This window comes from Pseudomonas sp. GL-B-26 (assembly GCF_019947405.1).
GTDB lineage: Bacteria > Pseudomonadota > Gammaproteobacteria > Pseudomonadales > Pseudomonadaceae > Aquipseudomonas.
The window spans coordinates 233,049-250,201 of the sequence record NZ_JAGYGJ010000001.1; the positions used below are offsets into that span (position 1 = coordinate 233,049).

14 protein-coding genes are annotated in these 17,153 nt (G+C 56.0%); 1 reads left to right on the forward strand and 13 read right to left on the reverse strand.

The window, feature by feature from the left end:
• Positions 1-35: 35 nt before the first annotated feature.
• Complete coding sequence (locus KGB23_RS01115; protein ID WP_223429577.1) at positions 36-419, reverse strand: helicase; 384 nt, start codon at positions 417-419, stop codon at positions 36-38.
• Positions 420-920: 501 nt separating this feature from the next.
• Here KGB23_RS01115 and KGB23_RS01120 point away from each other — a divergent pair.
• Positions 921-1,304, forward strand: a complete 384-nt coding sequence (locus KGB23_RS01120) for a DUF6124 family protein (RefSeq protein WP_223429578.1) — start codon at positions 921-923, stop codon at positions 1,302-1,304.
• A 129-nt stretch (positions 1,305-1,433) separates the two neighbouring features.
• Here KGB23_RS01120 and KGB23_RS01125 read toward each other — a convergent pair whose 3' ends face one another.
• The 12 genes from KGB23_RS01125 to tssJ all read right to left on the reverse strand — a co-directional run bounded on the left by KGB23_RS01125 (position 1,434) and on the right by tssJ (position 17,151).
• On the reverse strand, positions 1,434-2,798 hold the full coding sequence (locus KGB23_RS01125; protein ID WP_411741479.1) for a lysozyme inhibitor LprI family protein: 1,365 nt from the start codon (positions 2,796-2,798) through the stop codon (positions 1,434-1,436).
• 50 nt (positions 2,799-2,848) lie between these two features.
• Positions 2,849-3,382: a lysozyme inhibitor LprI family protein gene (locus tag KGB23_RS01130; protein ID WP_223429580.1), complete on the reverse strand. Its 534-nt coding sequence runs from the start codon at positions 3,380-3,382 to the stop codon at positions 2,849-2,851.
• Between the two features lie 257 nt (positions 3,383-3,639).
• Positions 3,640-4,257 carry a hypothetical protein gene (locus KGB23_RS01135; RefSeq protein WP_223429581.1) on the reverse strand — a complete coding sequence of 206 codons (618 nt, stop codon included), beginning with the start codon at positions 4,255-4,257 and terminating at the stop codon, positions 3,640-3,642.
• A gap of 125 nt (positions 4,258-4,382) precedes the next feature.
• Positions 4,383-4,838, reverse strand: coding sequence for an XAC2610-related protein (locus KGB23_RS01140; protein WP_223429582.1), 456 nt, complete (start codon positions 4,836-4,838; stop codon positions 4,383-4,385).
• Between the two features lie 5 nt (positions 4,839-4,843).
• Positions 4,844-7,159 carry a M23 family metallopeptidase gene (locus KGB23_RS01145; protein WP_223429583.1) on the reverse strand — a complete coding sequence of 772 codons (2,316 nt, stop codon included), beginning with the start codon at positions 7,157-7,159 and terminating at the stop codon, positions 4,844-4,846.
• On the reverse strand, positions 7,110-9,143 hold the full coding sequence (tssI, locus tag KGB23_RS01150; RefSeq protein ID WP_223429584.1) for a type VI secretion system tip protein TssI/VgrG: 2,034 nt from the start codon (positions 9,141-9,143) through the stop codon (positions 7,110-7,112). The genes KGB23_RS01145 and tssI overlap by 50 nt, the downstream gene beginning before the upstream one ends.
• Before the next feature lie 28 nt (positions 9,144-9,171).
• Positions 9,172-10,173: a serine/threonine-protein kinase gene (locus KGB23_RS01155; RefSeq protein WP_223429585.1), complete on the reverse strand. Its 1,002-nt coding sequence runs from the start codon at positions 10,171-10,173 to the stop codon at positions 9,172-9,174.
• Positions 10,170-10,898: a PP2C family protein-serine/threonine phosphatase gene (locus tag KGB23_RS01160; protein ID WP_223429586.1), complete on the reverse strand. Its 729-nt coding sequence runs from the start codon at positions 10,896-10,898 to the stop codon at positions 10,170-10,172. The genes KGB23_RS01155 and KGB23_RS01160 overlap by 4 nt, the downstream gene beginning before the upstream one ends.
• Positions 10,898-14,422 carry a type VI secretion system membrane subunit TssM gene (gene tssM / locus KGB23_RS01165; protein WP_223429587.1) on the reverse strand — a complete coding sequence of 1,175 codons (3,525 nt, stop codon included), beginning with the start codon at positions 14,420-14,422 and terminating at the stop codon, positions 10,898-10,900. The genes KGB23_RS01160 and tssM overlap by 1 nt, the downstream gene beginning before the upstream one ends.
• Positions 14,423-14,435: 13 nt before the next feature.
• A complete protein-coding gene (icmH, locus tag KGB23_RS01170) occupies positions 14,436-15,311 on the reverse strand; it encodes a type IVB secretion system protein IcmH/DotU (protein ID WP_046045023.1) in 876 nt (291 codons plus the stop codon).
• Positions 15,312-15,316: 5 nt separating this feature from the next.
• The gene (tssK, locus tag KGB23_RS01175) at positions 15,317-16,648 is read right to left on the reverse strand and encodes a type VI secretion system baseplate subunit TssK (protein WP_046045022.1); all 1,332 of its coding nucleotides are present in this window, start codon (positions 16,646-16,648) and stop codon (positions 15,317-15,319) included.
• Between the two features lie 2 nt (positions 16,649-16,650).
• Positions 16,651-17,151 (reverse strand): type VI secretion system lipoprotein TssJ, encoded by a 501-nt coding sequence (gene tssJ, locus KGB23_RS01180; protein ID WP_008150089.1) that lies wholly within the window; start codon positions 17,149-17,151, stop codon positions 16,651-16,653.
• Positions 17,152-17,153 lie beyond the last annotated feature (2 nt).

The following is a 17,153-nucleotide window of genomic DNA, read 5'->3' on the forward strand; positions in this document are numbered from 1 at the left end:
CCACAAAAAGCCCCTTCATAAACCGGACACAACTCTCAAGCCTTAGCCTTCGCCTTCCTAGGCTTCAAATACTTGGTCAACCCCTGGAACCAGATCACCAGCGCCGGGTTGCCCCTGATCTGAATCGACTTGTCCTGAATCCCCGTCATAAACGCCAACTGCTTGTTCTTCGCCTGCATTGTGGCAAAGCCATATGCCGCGTCTTTAAAGGCAATCGCAAACGCAGGCTCGGCATACACGCCGGACTTGCTGGTGATGCGCTGATCCTTAACAAAGAAATGCCGCGCCACTTTCCCGTCCAGGGTCTGTAGCTGAAACACCAACTCCTTGTCACCCAACTGCTGCTGAAACGCAGGATTAGTCCGACTGGCCTTACCCATCAACAAACCCAGCATCCACAGAAGAAAACGAAATTTCATGCGCACAGCCTCAAAAGGAAAATGAACGGCCGGCGCAGTGTAACGGCTTCATGCAAGAACGCCACTGTCTGGTTACGTTAGAAGAAGATGCTGGCCTTTTTGACGCTGATGACTACCAAGTCATTGACGAAACCAACTGTTTAAAAGCGAGGATATTTTGATCTTTCTACGCTCAAGTCCATCGGATATTTCCTTCAACACGCGGTGCTGTTCGTGAACTAGGCAGCCTTAGGTTTCACCGATAGTCTTTGTTCGTTACCGCAAAAACGGTGACACGGACGTGCAAGTCCGGTACATATCGCCGCACAATCGCCAATCCGAACATCGAGCGTTTTCATGCTCGCTGTAAATGATTTATGGCGGCTGTGCGTGGGAGGTCCCTTTGGGGTCTGCCGGGGTCCGATATGCCCGGTCTTGCACACCTGCGCACGGCTGCCACCCTTATTCGAATGCAAGCGAAGAGGACACAGCCACATCCAAAACACATATCGGGACATACCAATGATCAAGCCAACACCCAATCCTCCAGAACACGAAGACACATCCCCCTACGAATCCTTCGATTCCAAAAAGCTCCACGAAGCCGCCGAACGCGCGCTCGATCTTCACCTAGGCACACCTCCTGATAAAAAATCCACACGTCGCAATGGCGATCTCTTCATCGTCGCTCCCGACCTCCACACCGAAACCATCCTGGCCAACGCCTCAGAAGACCTGCTGTCCATCAGCGCCATCGCCGCCGACCTGGCCGACAGCGTAGAAGGCTCACGCCGCTCCGTCGCACTGGCACTCAGCAGAATGGCGGTCGGTGTGCATCTGTTAGTGGAGCGAGCGCTGGACCATATTGATTCGCCGGATCCGGCGGAGCATCGGGTGAAGGCGTAGCAACTTCGCGAATAGAGAGCGGGGGGCTTCGCGCCCCCCCTTCTTGCTGAACCAAAGTCACACCGAGCCTCAATACGATCGCCCGGCTTAACGTCCCCTTCTTCAACGTTTATATCTGCACAGCGAAATTCACAGGCAGTGACTGGCCTTTATGTCTGAGCCTTGCGAAACCAAGCGCTTCACGCCATCGCTACCCTGCGGGTGGCCTTTATCAGCGGACAACTGATAACAGGCCAGCGCCCGGGACAGATCCTTCGTTCCCAACTGGCCACTTTCAAAAGAAGAACCCAGATAGCTCATCGCATCTGTGGAGCCCATGGAAACCGCGCGAATAACTTCCCTTTCTGCCTTCTCGGGGTGCAGGCAAGGGCCGTTATAATCGGTGGAATTACCGTTACAAAAATACGTGGCATAACCCAACGCGCCGTTCGGTAGCGTCGAGGCCGCTTTGAACAATGTCTCAAGCTTGCTGGTTTCCAACTGAGGTGCCATCTGCGAAAGACTCAAGCGTGCCGCCGACAGACTCGCCTGTGGATCACCCGACTCTGCAGCACATACATAGTTTTCCAGGGACGCTTCAATCAACTCTTTAGTCAGACGGTATTGCTCAAGAAACCCTAACCCACCCAAACCCTCAGCACGTTGATAACAGAGGTTCTCGGCGCGGCTCATTCCGGGTCTACCGGGTGCGACAAGCTCCTTCTCGCTGATTGACCAATCCTCAATCCCCACAAGCGCCCAGCACGCCTTTTTAGCAAAGTTAAAAATCTTGATGTTGCTGTTACCGGCCCGTTTATCCACAACGTTCATGTGAGTGTCGTCGACCGTTTCGATCTCAACCCCTTCAGTCTTGCCTTCCGTCGCAGCCATCAACGGAAACGCCAAACTCGAGCCTGTCTCAGCAGTAATTTGAGGTTCAAATCGACCAGGGTCCGAGGTCCGCTTCAACACCAGTATTTTTACCGCCGGTGCGGTTAGGCGCTTCTGGGACTCGGCATTGGCGGAAAACGCTGGCAGAAACTGCGCGAAGTCCGAGGATGGACATGAAGCACTTCCCCCGCCCCCACTGCCTGAACGGCCCACAGTCTCAGGCGCGATCCCGTCCAAATAAGCCGAACGCTCCCGACTCATTTTTGCAATGCAATTGTTCACAACCGCCACATGAGCAGGCTTGGCTGCCTCAATCTCGAACGCCTCTACGGTGCAATTCGTATCCCGTAATTTGATCCATGCACGCTGGGATTCCTTTACCCGCGTCGAATACTCCACCCCTAATTTCGGGTCAACTGTATATTGAGATTCAAGCCTTGCCATCAGTTGATGATAGCTCGTATTCAACTGAGAATCGGCGGAATTCTTTGCAGCCTCGGAACACGGAACAACCTGCGAGCTAGAGCTGATTTCACTGCAGTCGTCTTGGGCGAACGCGGCCGAAACCGGCAGTAGCGAGAACGCGATTAGCACGCGGGTTAACCCTAAAACAAAGCATTTCACTGTCTTCAATCCTTGATTATAGAACATACCTATTTTTAAATTTATTTCAGCTACTTTGATGGCGGAGCAACCGCGATTTGCCTGGCACGATCAAGGGTCACACGAATCAAGCAACTAGCAGATTGCTCACCATATATAGACTTTACGCACTCGAGATCCCGAAGCTTCATCCAAGCTCGTTGAACCTCACGAAACGCGTTTCTTTTTTCGTCACTTAAACGATTTGCCTTATCATGGTAAGCCGAATTAAGCAGCGCATCCGCATCCGCCAAAACCAACTGATAAATATCGCTCTCTCGCACTATTTTGACTTGAGGTAAACTCTGAGATAGATCCGCATCCCAGTTATTCAATCCATTATTGTCATCAACTCTTAGCTTGACCGTTTTATTATCAAACCACCCATATTGATTTTTTGCCTGCTCCGACTTGTAAAACAACTCAATATAAATTGGGTCGCTTCCCCGTTGCGGATCATTTAGCAGAGTCTGCTTTAAAACACTGACATTTCCATTCCCCTCATCTAGTTCGAAAGAAAAGCAAGGGGTTGGCCCAGGCTGTGCGGCTGACTTGCTACCACGCATACAGTCCGCTCGAGTAGAGCCGCTCGGCTCATCACTTCCCGTTTCTACATCTTGAATTCTAATTAGCAGTCTCAAGTTAGGGGCCGCAGAATAGTCGGCTTGTAATATCTTCGCGGAATAGAACGGTTCTGCTTGAACGGTAGCGACGCCAAATACAAAAAATGCGGAGCATGCCAAGAAAATTATATTTTTAACCACAGGACTTAATTCCATTTAGTTTAAAAAATTTGGACATGTCTATTTATCGAAAGCCAAACCTACTTTACAAATAAATCCGTCTCCTTTTTGCTGCGGGTGATCCTGGAAAGGATCTTTTTCAGACTTGACCTCTCGTTTTCATAAAAGGTGTTGCACTGAGAAACAACGACAAAGCCCTTCGTGGTTTCTGCTTGAAGCGTGTTGCAGATTAATCCGAACCCTTCAACACCGCCCGGGCCAGGATAAATGACGTTTTTCATGTCCAGCAGCTTCCAGCCTTGCTGCTTCATTGACGCTTTGGCTGTCGCCGCAGCGTCCGAAAACTCCATAATTGATTCAGCATCAGGTAGATCGATCAGCTTGTTGTAGCGCTTTGTATTGTCGATTCCGACAACCGCAAAAATGTCCTGCAGATTTTTCCCAGTGACAATGACGGTGGGAAGATTATCGAAGTTTTTGGCGTAGTCCGGTTGGTTAAGGGGCACAAGCTTTAGTATGTTAATGCCCCCTTCCTGAACGCAGCTTGCAACCTTCAGTTCCGTTTGAGGCACGTCGAACGGGCAAGGTTGATCTTCAGCGAACGCATCCGCGCCCTCCAGGAACAGGCTCAGCACAACAGCGCCCATCAGAGCCGCCTTGAAGCCGTATCTTTTTAAAATACAATCCATGTCGCTCACTCAAAAAACTGCCACCCTCATAAATAAATCAGTCCTCTTTTCGTTGAAATAGGAACCGCTATTCCTTTGGCAAAAAGGGGCAGACCACTTAAAGCCCTACAAACAAATCCACCCCTTCCTTAAAATTATTTACGCGAGGGCTTGGTGATGCATAAAGTAGGCACATTACCTTTATAGTACATGCTACGCAGAACTTTCTTTTCCTTATTCACCTTAAGGTTGAGAAACTCATCACCGCAAGCAGACTTCAACTCTTTAAAAGATGAATCTTTTGGAGTATAAACAAAAATTCGATGAATAGAATACGTACCCATTCCATCATCGATATACCAAACTGAAAAATCCTGAAAGCCGTCAAAGTTATAATCCCCCACCTCAACATGCATAACTTTTTCTGTCTGAAACGATATCACCCTATCCTTGGAACCCTTCTTTGTTTGCACCGTAACAGTTAAGTCCGTCTTGTCAGGCACAAGCGTTACCGCCACTCGCTTTTCTGGCTCAAACTGTATAGGCTCAGCAAACGCCACAGCACTCCAAAACGCAAAAACAAGTACCGCATAAAAACTTTTGCTTCTCATATTCATCACTCCGCGGATAACAAATTTGCTCGAACAGTAGCTTTATCTGTTGCTGTAATATTTACTTGAGATCCAACCTCAGTACTATCCGTGAGTTTGCGGAGCATAAAAGCTGTATACGCCTGCCTCTCGTAGTACCCATTGCCGCCACCATTAACCAACCGATTCACAAATCCAGTGTTATCTGCCGAGTACGCTCTGTCGGAGATTCGATTTATATTAATTCCTAGAGAGAATGGCCTGAACACCCAATAAAAACCTCCAGAGTCACAAGCTTCATAAATGTTCTCGCCTATTAGATCCGGATCATATCTCGGAGCCCACCTAGAAAGGGTACCCCCCTCTGACGGGTTCTGATTGTAATGTGTGGAAGTTGCAGTTAACCGCGGGTGGATACCTTGACGACGTTCTGCATATGCACCTGCATGATTTGCCAACCCACGAAACTCCCCATAGGACTTATAGTTTCCAGCCCATGTTAACTGCATGATCCCTCGACCATAAAAAATGGTATAAAACTCGGTCGCCGGATTATTCGCGTTGTACTCTCCAAACCCCCACTCATGCATCAAACGTCTCGCCCCAGCGAGATTTCTCCACTGAGCTGTTTCAAGCAGTACTTGAGCTAAAAATATTGCTAGCCTTTTTTTATCTCCACCAAGATATTTTCTTATTGTTTTATTCAGCTCTACCCTATGTGCTGAAACCCTAGTTCGCGCAGTAGCTTTTGTAACTGTATAAATTGCATTGTTATCCGTATATGCAATTCTTGGATTTCCAGTTATATGATAAAACATGTGCTTAGGGAACGTACTAACTATCTCTTCCAAGCTCAGCCAACCACATTTTCTAAAAACAGAAATAAACTCTTTAGGAGAAAAGTGCCAATGTTCAGAATCAATCCCGGTCAAGCTTGCATCTTCCCAAAACGCCAAAGCTTCATAGTGCGCTCTTAACCTCTGGAAGTTATCAGCACCCATTATAGGAGCGTCACCATCGCGTAGCCAGTTGAAGCGAGTTTCAAATGCTCCTCTTATCCATTCGCTAGGAAATTTACAAACCAACCGTTTCAATTTTTCCTGACTCTCAGGGCGTGCAACGACAGCATTACATTCATTACGCTGCTCTGCTTTACTCGGTACTCCCGGCAGCCCCAAAAGGTTAATTATAAACTGGGACTGGCACCGCCCATCACCATTAGTATCATCCTCTACTAGTTTCCAACCCAGCCAATGTGGAAAATCGGAGTCACTATAAACGGTGACAGTCGTACTGTTGAGATTTACCCACCCAACTCCCCCTGCGTATGCAACCTGCCGCCAATGCGCGGCATCCGCGGGTTGAAGTTGAGCAGGCCCCAAAATCCTGCCAAATTTTAGAAGCTCATAACCTGCGCTTGGACTCTGCGGGTATAGATTGCATGCAGTATTATATAACTCGTACTCGTAGTCTTGCGCTTCATCCCGTGTACCTAGTTGCACACCTAACTCGTCAAACGTCGTCAGCGTGCATTGTCCTCGATTAAGACTCATCCGGACAAAGTAAGCGGCTTCCGGACGATGCACAATTGCTGACGCATTATCTGGACTTCTTGGGTTTTCCGGCCTACCTGCGTAAAAAACAACTTCCGGAGGCACATAAAAGTGCGTATCCCCCCAGCAGCTATCTGTCCTTCCATCGCTTACGGTGCTAGTAGCTCCAGAACTTCTTCCTATCAGCTTAGAAACTTGATCTTGACTACAAATAATTTCTAAATGTATTTTGTTCGAGACGCCATAGACACTTCCGGCCCGGCCCAATACGTCTTTCCGACTAACATGCTGCCCTACGTGAACGCCCGCTAGCGTGATGGTAGAGAGGTGCATGTAAATTGAATAAAAAACCACATTAGCTTCGGCATTTTCACCAATTTCCGTCTCGTGCTTTATCACCAAGCAACCATTATCGGTCCATCCACCACCGTAGTTCTGCGCATGCGTCAAGACATTATTTGGCTCAGATGCAGGGCGGAAATAAGCGACTTCTCCGTCAGCAATTGCACGTACGGGCAAATGGACGTTCGCACTAACGGGTGCAGTGAGATGAACTCCACCATGCCACCCCATATCATGACTGATTGGAAATGCACCGTTTCCAGGCTCTCCGCAGACCATAGCGCGATTAAGAAAATTCTCATCACTTTCATTGGCGACCGGCGCGGGAATAAAAGGAGGGCTAATTAACATTGATATGATCCATTTATATTCAATTTCAGATCCATAGAAACCAACTTCACAGGGAGAATGGGTAATCCACTTCTGGTTTCGTTTCTTGCTTCGCATTCCCCAACGCCTGATCCATCAAACTCCCCGCCTTATCCTTATCCGCAGCCCCCGGCAGCACCGGCGGTTTAATCCCAATCCCCGTCCCACTTCCAGCAGACCCACCGGCATTAATTTTCACCACCGGCCCAACAACCGTAATCCCGCCAGCGTCGAGTTTGATAAAGCTCCCACCCGCCTTCACGGTGAGCTCCATCCCCGCCTCAATCACAATCTTGTCCCCAGCCTTCAGATGAATCTCTTTCCCAACGCTAGTCAGCTGCGCAGTCCCCAACTTCACATGCTGGTTCTGCCCAATCGTCAGGTGGTCATCCATCCGCGCTTCAGTCTTGCGATCCGCAATCGTGGTCCGATGTTCCTCAGCCTTCAGCTCGGTGTAGGTGTTCTTCACAACCGTGTCGTGGCGTTCGTTACCCACGCGAATCTTCTGATCATGCTCAATGTTTTCATCCCAATCCCGCTGGGCATGGATGAAAATCTGCTCCGCGCCTTTCTTGTCTTCAATCCGCAGTTCATTAAACCCGCCGCCACCCGGTGAGCTGAGGGTTTTGAACACGGTGCGAGTCTTGTTCGCCGGCAATTCGTACGGAACCTGGTTTTCCTTGTGGTACAGGCAACCGGTCACCAGCGGCTGATCGGGGTCCCCTTCAAGGAAGGTAACCAGCACTTCCATCCCGATACGCGGAATGACGATGGCGCCATAACGATCGCCGGCCCAGCTCGATGAGACGCGCATCCAGCAGCTGGTTTTGTCATCAGCCAACCCTTCGCGGTCCCAGTGGAATTGCACCTTGATCCGGCCATATTGATCGCAGTGAATTTCTTCACCTTTGGGGCCGGTGACCATAGCGGTCTGGCTGCCGAGTACACGCGGCTTCGGATGCTCCAGCGCCGGGCGATAGAACACGTCCCACGGGGTGGCGAGGAAGCGGTTGCGGTAGCCCTGGTGGAAGTCGTCTTTGTCGTCGGTGGTGTCGCTGGTCACCGACTCTTCGAGGACTTGCGGTTGTTTGCCTTCGTGGAAGATTTCGGTGAGCAGCCACAGGTCGTTCCACTCGGTGCGCGGGTGGTCGGACATTTCCAGGAAGTGGCCGCTGATCAGGCGGGTTTGATCGCCGTGGCCTTCGGCCTGGCGGTAGTCGGCGCGGTGGCGTTCTAGGGCGCGTTGGCTGAGGAATTTGCCGCGCGCGCGGTCGATGAAGCGGCCGGGGTAGTCGTAGTCTTCGAGGTCCGGCGCGTCGCTTTGCGCCTCGGGTTTGTAGGCGGACTCGAGTTGCAGGCGTGGTTTTTCGAAGTCGTAGTCGCGGCGGGTGACGCGGCCGGTGCGGGTTTCCAGGCGTAGTTTGAAACCTTTGATCACCGGTTCGTCGGCGACCATGCCGCTGCCTTGGACGTAGGCGGTGGGCTGGCCGAGTTTCGGGAACACGGTCTGGTCGTCGCCGAACACCAACAGATGACCTTTGGAGCTGTGCTGGAAGTGGTAGTGGATGCCTTCTTCTTCGCACAGGCGCTGGACGAAGTGCAGGTCGGTTTCGTCGTATTGCACGCAGTAGTCGCGGTCCGGGCAGGGCTGGCTCAGTTGGAAGCTGTAGGCGTTGCCCTTGATGCCGTGTTCGTCGAGGATCAGCGCGATGATTTTCGGCGCCGACATCTGCTGGTAAATACGTTGGTTGGTGCGGTGATGCAGGTATTGCAGGTGCGGCACCAGGGAGATTTTGTAGCGGGTCAGGCGTTTGCCGGCGTCACCTTGGGCGACACGGTAGATCTGGCCGTGGATGCCACTACCCTGCGGATCGAACGCCAGAAATGCCTGCTTGTGCAGGAGCTTTTCGAGGTCGAGGTCGGGGTTTTCGCTGACCAGTTCCAGGTCGAAGCGATACGGCTGGCTGATGCCTTCGGTGCCGGTGAACGACAGCACCTGCAGGTCACCGACGTAATCTTCGACGGTCAGGCTGAAATGCGTTTCGTTGGAAGGGTTAAACATTGTTTGCTCCCTGTTCGGTAGTCATCCGTTACGCCCGACGTCGCAGACGTTGCAGCCAAGTCGATGTGGCGCCCATAGCGTCACGCAGTTGGGCGGCAGTGATCGTTCGATCTGCCGCATTGAATGCCAGCGCCGTTCGCAGGGCTGGCCAGCAGTGTTTCGGGAGATTCCTGGGGGCGTGCAGCTCGCGTTCGAGGTGGCCGTCGCGGGCTTCGGTCGAGGGCAAGCGGCGGAACGGGTGTTTGCCGCCCGCCAATTCGTAGAGTACGCAGGCCACGCCGTAGACATCCGCGCTGGCCGACAGCGGTTGGCCTTCGAGCAGTTCGGGGGCGGCGTAGCCGGGGGTCCAGGCGTTGAAGCGGTTGCGGCTCAGGTGTGGCAGGCCGGGCAAGATGCCCTCCTCGGCCTGGCCCAGACCGAAGTCGAACAGGCGCACGCCTTCTTCGCTGAGCATGACGTTGCTCGGTTTCATGTCACCGTGCAGCACGCCGCGAGCGTGGGCGAAGGCCAGCGCGTCGAGCAGCGGCAGCGCGATGTCGCGCAGTTCTTTCCACGGCAGGCCCAGCGGCCGCTCGCAGAGTAATTTGTCCAGGGTCAGCCCACGCATGAGTTCCATGGTGATGAAGGCGCGCTGGCAGTCGGTGTCCACTTCAAAGCTGTGCAAACGCAGCACGTTGTTGTGGCGCAGGCGTCGGGTCAGGGCGAACTCGCTGTAGAGCAAGGCACTGGCGTCCGGCGATTCGGCAAATTCTTCGCTGAGGATTTTCAGCGCGATGTAAGGGTCGGGGTCGCCGAACTGCTCGCTCAGCAGATCCCGTGCGCGGTAAACCGCGCCCATGCCGCCGGCACCGAGCAGGCGCTCGATGCGGTAACGGCCTGCGAGTACGTCCGGCATTTCGCCGACGCTGGCCTTGGTCGGCGCCAGCGCGGGTTCAGCCTTGTGTGATTTGGCGAACGCAAAGTAAGTCAGGTTATTGGCTTCCTCGTCAGTCACCAGCAGGTCGTCGAGCGACGGCATGAGTTGAGTCATTGTCGGATCACCACGGCAGTCAGGTTGTCCCGGGCCGAGCCACGCAGAGCGCCGTCGAACAGACGCTCCAGCGCAACGTGCGGCGCGGTCAGGCTCAGGGCGTTGCCCAAGGCATCGGTGCTCAGCCCCTGGTACAAACCGTCGCTGCACAACAGAAACGTATCGCCGGGGTAAACCTCGAGTTCGAGCACGTCCAGCGTCAGCACATCGGCAGCCCCGACCGCGCGGGTCAGGGCATGGGCCGAAGGATGCGCACGGGCGTCCTCGACGCTCATGTTTTGCTCGTCGATGAGTTGCTGTTGCAGCGAATGGTCCTTGGACAGCTGATACAAACGCTGGCCACGCCACAGGTAGCAACGGCTGTCGCCGGCCCAGATGCAGGCCGCGCGATTACCTTCCACCAGCAGCGCCACCACGGTGCTGCCCATGATGCTGTCGTGGCGCCCGGCCGTGACGGTCAACTCCTGACCCAAGCGACGGTTGAGCCAGTGCAGGCACTGGCGGATGCCTTTGAGTCGTTCGTCGAAGTCGTCCTGCACCGGCAATTCCGCCAGGCTGGCGACGATCAACTGGCTGGCGATGTCGCCACCCTGATGACCGCCCATGCCATCCGCGACCACCCACAGCCCCTGCTGTGGACAGTCCAGAAAAGCATCTTCGTTGCGCGCCCGAACCTTGCCCGGATCGGTACGCGCAGCGCTGCGCCAGGGACTGGCAACCAGCATCAGAGCTGCACCGGCATACGGAAGGTACGCAGCACGCCCATGTCGAACGGGTTCGGTGTGCGCTGGCTGCTAAGCAGGTAATTGGCGCGCAGGCCGCCTACGTCAGCTTTGAGCACCAGCACATCGCGACCGCTCAGGTACTCCGTCTGCATCAGGTCGAACAGACGGAACAGCGACCATGGGCCGGTGTTCTTCTCGATGCCGATCGGGCGGCCGGCCATTTTGTCGAGGACCAGGCTGGTGCGACCGTCTTCAGCATCGGTCGGCCATTTGAACGACACCGGCACGATCGGACCGTGGCGGTATTCGATGGTCTTGTCGCCAAACTTGAACTCGGAACGGCTGACGGCCGGGTCGAGGGTGTACGGCTCCAGTTTGAACTGCACTTGTGGCTCGGCCGGGTTGATCGAGAAGAAGCTCTGGCGAATCACTTGTGCCGCGGCCATCTGGTCGAGGTAGACCTTGGAGATCGGCATGCTGTGACCGTCGATGCTGCGCAGACGGTAGTTGCCTGCATCGCCACTCACGAACGGACGCATGTACGTGTCGAAGAAGCGATCGTTGATGCCCTGCGCCTTGAAGAACTCGCGGAAGTCGCTGATCGCAACGTCGCTGGTACTGTGGGCGCTGAACGGGTAACGCTTGTTGATCGCCTTGCCATAGAAGCTGTACAGCTCGCTCTGATAACGCTGGTTCAGGTACTGGTAGGAATCGTTCAGCACCAGACGCCAGGTGTCTTCAGCCAGTACGTTGAACCACACGCTGACCGGACGCGGCAGACGGTTGGAGGCATTGCGCAAGTTGCTCAGCGCATCACGCTGGCCACTCATGCGGGTCTTGGCCATTTCGAACGCAGCCTGTTCCGGCGCACTGGCACGCGCCAGGCTCGCCAGTTGCAGTTGCAGGTCGTTGAGTGCCGTCAGGGCCGGGGTCAAATCAGCGGCCGGGCCGTTGTTGTCATCCAGCAAACGGTGCAGCGGTTCGAAGCGGCGTTGCAGGGATTTCTTCGCGGTGTCGGGCAGGTTCTTGGTCATGTCTGCGGCTTTGTCAGCCGCAGCCGCCGCGAGTTTGCCAAGCTTGCCGCCCTTCTCGCCCAGTTTGTCCGCCGCCTCGGCCGCTTCATCAGCGCTGTCGGCGATCACCGGGAAACGGGTGTTTTCGCGTACTTCCACCAGCAGTTGCAGCACGGGCGAGTTGGCGGATGTCAGGCCCGCCAGTTGCTCGGCGCCCTCACTGAAGTCGCTGATTGGAGGCAATGCCACCTGGCCGACCGCTTCGCTCCAGAAGTTGGCGTAGTCGCGGAAGTACAGTTGCTCCAGTTCGACCATCAGGCGACGCAAGTCCATGCCGCTGATGCCCGAGCCTTCGCCCAGCACCCAGTTGTCGCGCAGGATATCGGTGACCAGCGCAGAGCCCTGAACCGAGAAGTACTGCTGATAACCCTGTTGGGTGTAGAACCCCGGGATCACATATTCGGTGCCGACAAACAGCGCACCCTGTGGGCCCAAGTGTTGGCTCAAACGGTACTCCGGCAGGTTGCGGGCCTGCTCGCGCAGCATCCGGTAAACCACGTTGGCCAGCGACTCGCTGCGTAACACCTGACGCGCCTGGGCCACCAGTTGATCGTTCAGCGGATAGATAAACGGCTGCTTGAGCAAACGCTCGAAGTGCGTGTTCAAACCGTTCTGCACGGCAGTGTTGCCGGCGTAACGCTGGGACCATTCGGTGGCCACCCAATCCTTGAGCCACGGGCTGTCGCGACGGTCTTTCATGTTCAACATCAGGTACGCACGCAGGCTGTTGAGCAGGCGTTCGCGGTCCTTCATGTTGGCGCGGATCTGCCCTTCCAGCAGGGTCGCAACCTTCGGCAGCAGTTGCTTTTCAAGCTCACGCTCGTAGGCCTCCTTGACCACCGGGTTGACCTCTTCGCCTTGGTACAGGCCGCCACGTTCGTGGTACGACACGTCACCTTTTTTCGGGAAGACCTGAGTCGCCGCGTAGCTGGTGTCGAGGGTTTTGAGTACTGCCATGGAATCATCACGCGCGGTCAGGGCCGAGCGCTGTTGAGTCCAGTTTTGAGCCAGGTTACGCAGGTTTTCCAGACGCTCGTAGTTGGCCGAAAATCCGCCCGCCCACAGCATGCCGAACAGCGCCAGTGCCGCCAAAGCGCCTACGTAGAGGGCACGTTGGCCCCAATGGATGCGGCTGCGTTCGCGCTTGTCCAGACCCGCCAGATCGGCTTCCGGGAAGATAACGCGGCTCAACAAATGGTGGATGAAGCGCGAACGGCCGCTGCGCAAGGTCGGCAGCACGCCAGCGTTCATGCCCAGATTGGCGCCGATGCCGGCGGTGGTCTGGTCCATCTCTTGAGTCAGGTGCGGTGCGCTGGTCAGGTAGAAACCGCGCAACTGGCTGACACGCTGGTAACGGTTGCCGGTGAACGCCATGTCGACGAACAGGCACAGGCGCTCGCCGATCTGCCCCAGTTGATGCGGGAAGTCGAGGATGCGGCCACGGCGCTGGGTGTCGCGCTCCTGGTGCATGCGCATGATCACTTGGCTGTTCAGGCGACGCAGCAGCTCTTCAAACTCGGCGCGCAGCACGGCGACGTCGGTGCCGCTCTGCTCTTTGCGGAAACTGGTGCCGAGTACTTGATCGCTTTCTTCGCGGGTCAGTTGATCAAAGAACTCGTCGAAACCGAGCAGCTTGTCAGCCTTGCTCAGCACCAGATAAACCGGCACATCGACGTGCAGTTTTTGATGCACGTCTTGCAGACGGGCACGCACCTGGCGAGCCAGGGTGTCGAGGTCTTGCTCGGTGTTGCCCAGCAGCATTTCCACCGGAATGGTCACCAGCACGCCGTTCAACGGACGGTTGCGGCGACGCTTGCGCAGCAGGTCGAGCAAGGTGCTCCAGGCGCTGCCATCGACTTCGGCATCCGGCTGGGTCAGGTAACGCCCGGCGGTGTCGATCAGCACACCGTGGTCGGCGAAATACCAGTCGCAATGACGGGTGCCGAGGGTGTCGCGGGTCAGTTTGCGGTCGATCTTGTTGATCGGAAACTCAAGGCCCGAGAAGTCCAGCAAACTGGTCTTGCCGCTGCCCTGCGGGCCGATCAGCAAGTACCAAGGCAAATCACTGCGCCAGCGTTCGCTGCGACCGCGATAGAGGCTCGAGGTCTTCAGGGTTTTCAACGCGTCCTTGAAGCGCACGCGAAGCTCTTTCTGCTCTTCGTCGATCAACTCTTCACGGCGGATACGATCCTGGCCGTCTTCGGTGTCTTCGATGGCTTTCTTGCGTACGCCAGCGCGCCAGCTGACGAAGACCATGGTCAGGCCCCAGATCAGGAACAGCACACTGATGGTCAGCAGGCGGGAGGTCGAACCTTCCCAGAACTTGTAGTCATTGACCGCCAGCAGCGGCCCGACGAACCACACCAACAGCGCGACGAACAGCACCAGCAGCAAGGTCCAGACCCAGGTCTGACGCAGGAATGCGCCGACTTTCTTGAAAAACTTTTTCATCACACGTCCCTGTTTACGGCTGCGACTGCGGCTGGACCGCGGCCGGATCTAGCTGCTGATAAGGTTGCAGAACGGTTTCGCGTTGCTCGCCCAGTACCCAGGCGAAGCCCGAATACATCACCACCAGGCACACCACGGTGAACAGCACCACCATCCACGCCGGCACGATGCGCACCAGGCTGCGGCGCTGATCGTTCAAGCCTTCCCAATGCGGCGACAGCTCACGTGGCACGTCGCCGCGCAACTGACGAATCTGGCGATACAAGGCGTCGCGGATGCCTTCGAGCTCGAGCATGCCGCGCGCTTGCACGCGGTACTTGCCTTCGAAACCCAGCGACAGGCACAGGTACATCAGCTCCAGCATCGGCAGGTGCTTGACCGGGTTTTTCGACAGGCGATCCAGCAGCTGGAAGAACTTCTCGCCGCCGAAAGTTTCGTTGTGGAAGCTGCTGAGCAGGCTCATCTGCGACCACTCGCTTTCGTTGCCCCATGGCGTGGTCACGACGGCTTCGTCGACCACGGTGCAGAGCACGTAACGGGCGGCCATCACCTGGCTGCTTTCGGCGCCGTTGTGCAGCGCCCGCACTTCAAACAGTTTCAGTCCGGCCGTCAGTCGCTCGTTGAGCGCGTACATGTCTTCGCGGGTGTCGCTGTGCTTGAGTCGCACCACTTCCGACAACAAGTCAGACGCCGCTGCGACCAGCGAATTGAGGCTGATGTTGAACGCTTCAGCCGGGCGTAAACGCGCGGCGTAGATCATCCGCTCTTCCAGCTGTTCAAAACGCGGCGGTGCGGCGAAATCGGTCAGCGGGCTCGAAGCAGGGCCGTGGCCCTGGCGGTCGAGCAGGACGGTTTTATCGTCCTGGGTATGTTCCATGTCCTTGATCATGTCGGTCAGTTCCTGATGGCCCAGAATTTCAGTTCAAGCTCGGCGAATTCGCCGGACACGTGGAACGCGAAGCCGCCGGAGCGCTCGAGTTGTGCCAGGTCTTCGGAACTGAGTTCGAGAATGAAATAGGTTTTGTTGGAGTGGAACGCGATCTGCCGCGGGGCCACCGGCAACGGTTTGACCTTGATTCCAGGCAGATGCAGGTTGACCAGTTGGCGGATGCGCTCCACCGGGCCGACCTTGAGGTGCGCCGGCAAGCGATGGCGCAGTTCTTCGGAGTCGCAGTTGGCACTGGCGGCGAGCACGAACGAGGCCGAGCCCAGCAGTTTGTGGTCGTGCAACGGCGAGACGATAATCCCGTACTGACGCGCTTGCAGGACCAGTTCGATGGCGTGCTGTTCGAGCACCATCGACAGCACCTGACGAATCGCTTCCATCAATTTGCGGAAGCTCGCGCCCTGGTCGCTGTGCTGGTAACGGCTGTCCAGACGCGGGCGTTTGCTGTCGCTGGAGAACGTCGCCAAGTCGCCAAGCATGGTCAGCAGCGTGCGGTACAACTCTTCCGGGTGAACCTGCTCCAGGCCGAGGTAGTGGCGCAGCAGCAGTTCGGTGCGGTTGATCAGTTGCAGCATCATGAAGTCGCCGACTTCCGCGCCACCGACTTTGCCGTTCGAGCGGATGCGTTCAGCGATGGTGTCGCCCCGATGGCCGAGCATGCTGATCACTTCTTTCAAGCACGACAGCAGGTAGCTGGACGAGTGCGCCTGAATGTAGGTCGGCACGAAATCCGGGTCGAGGCTGATCACGCCGTCGGGCGTGGTGTCGAGCACTTCGCAGATCTTCAGTTTCACGTAGGCCTGGTCGCTCTGCTGCTCGCCGAGCAACAGTTTGAAGTCCGGGCGGCCGCAGCTGACCTGGCTGGCGGAGTCGTCGCCGGCGTTGGAATCGGCGACTTCCGCTTCGTACGCGGTGTAGCGCGCCAGCACGTCGGATTGCTCCGGACGGCGCGACTCGATGTGGTTGCCGGTGACCAGCGGCAGCGCCAGGTAGATCGGCGTGTTACCGGTGTTCGGCGGTACGTCGAGAGCCAGCGGTTCGGTGTTGCCGCCGAGTTCGAACAGGCTGCCGTCCGGCAGAATCCCCGAGGCCTGGCTGATCACCAGTTTGCCCATGTTGAGGAACTGCAGGTCGATGTCCAGGTTCAGGAAGCCCCAGGTGTAGCTGCCCAGCAACTGCGTGCGGGTCTTCATCTGGTGGTCGTAGTAGCGATCGTTGTGCTGGAAGTGCTGCGGGCGCAGCAGCATGCCTTCCTGCCAAATCACTTTATGGGAATTCATGATCAGTCATCCGCCTTGGCGAGCGTTTCGTTGCTGTTGCGAATACCGGCCTGGTCGAGGGTCAGATCAGCGTCGGTGACTTCCACCGGGGTGACTTGCACCGTGTAGCGCCATTTGGTTTCCGGCAGATCGCGGTAGGCGGCGAGGATGCCGACGTAGCGACTGCCCTCCTCCACGCTGAGTTTCATCTCCACGGTTTCACCTGGACGCAACTCGATTTCTTCGCTGGCCACCAGGTCCGGGGCCAGGGATTCCTTGGCGCGCTCGTACAGGCTGAAGAAGTCAGCGTTCTCGAACGTCACCGGGTGCTTGAGCTCGAACAGACGCACAACGATCGGCGACGGACGCCCGTTGAGGTCCGGGTTCAGCTGATCGCTGGCGGTCAGCTTCAGGTTGAGCTTGGTGACGTGGGAATACGGCGACAGCGACGAGCAGCCGGCCAGCAGCACCAGGGCCGCGAACGCCGTCAGCGTCTTGAAAAAAGCGGTCGAGCAGCGAGACATGC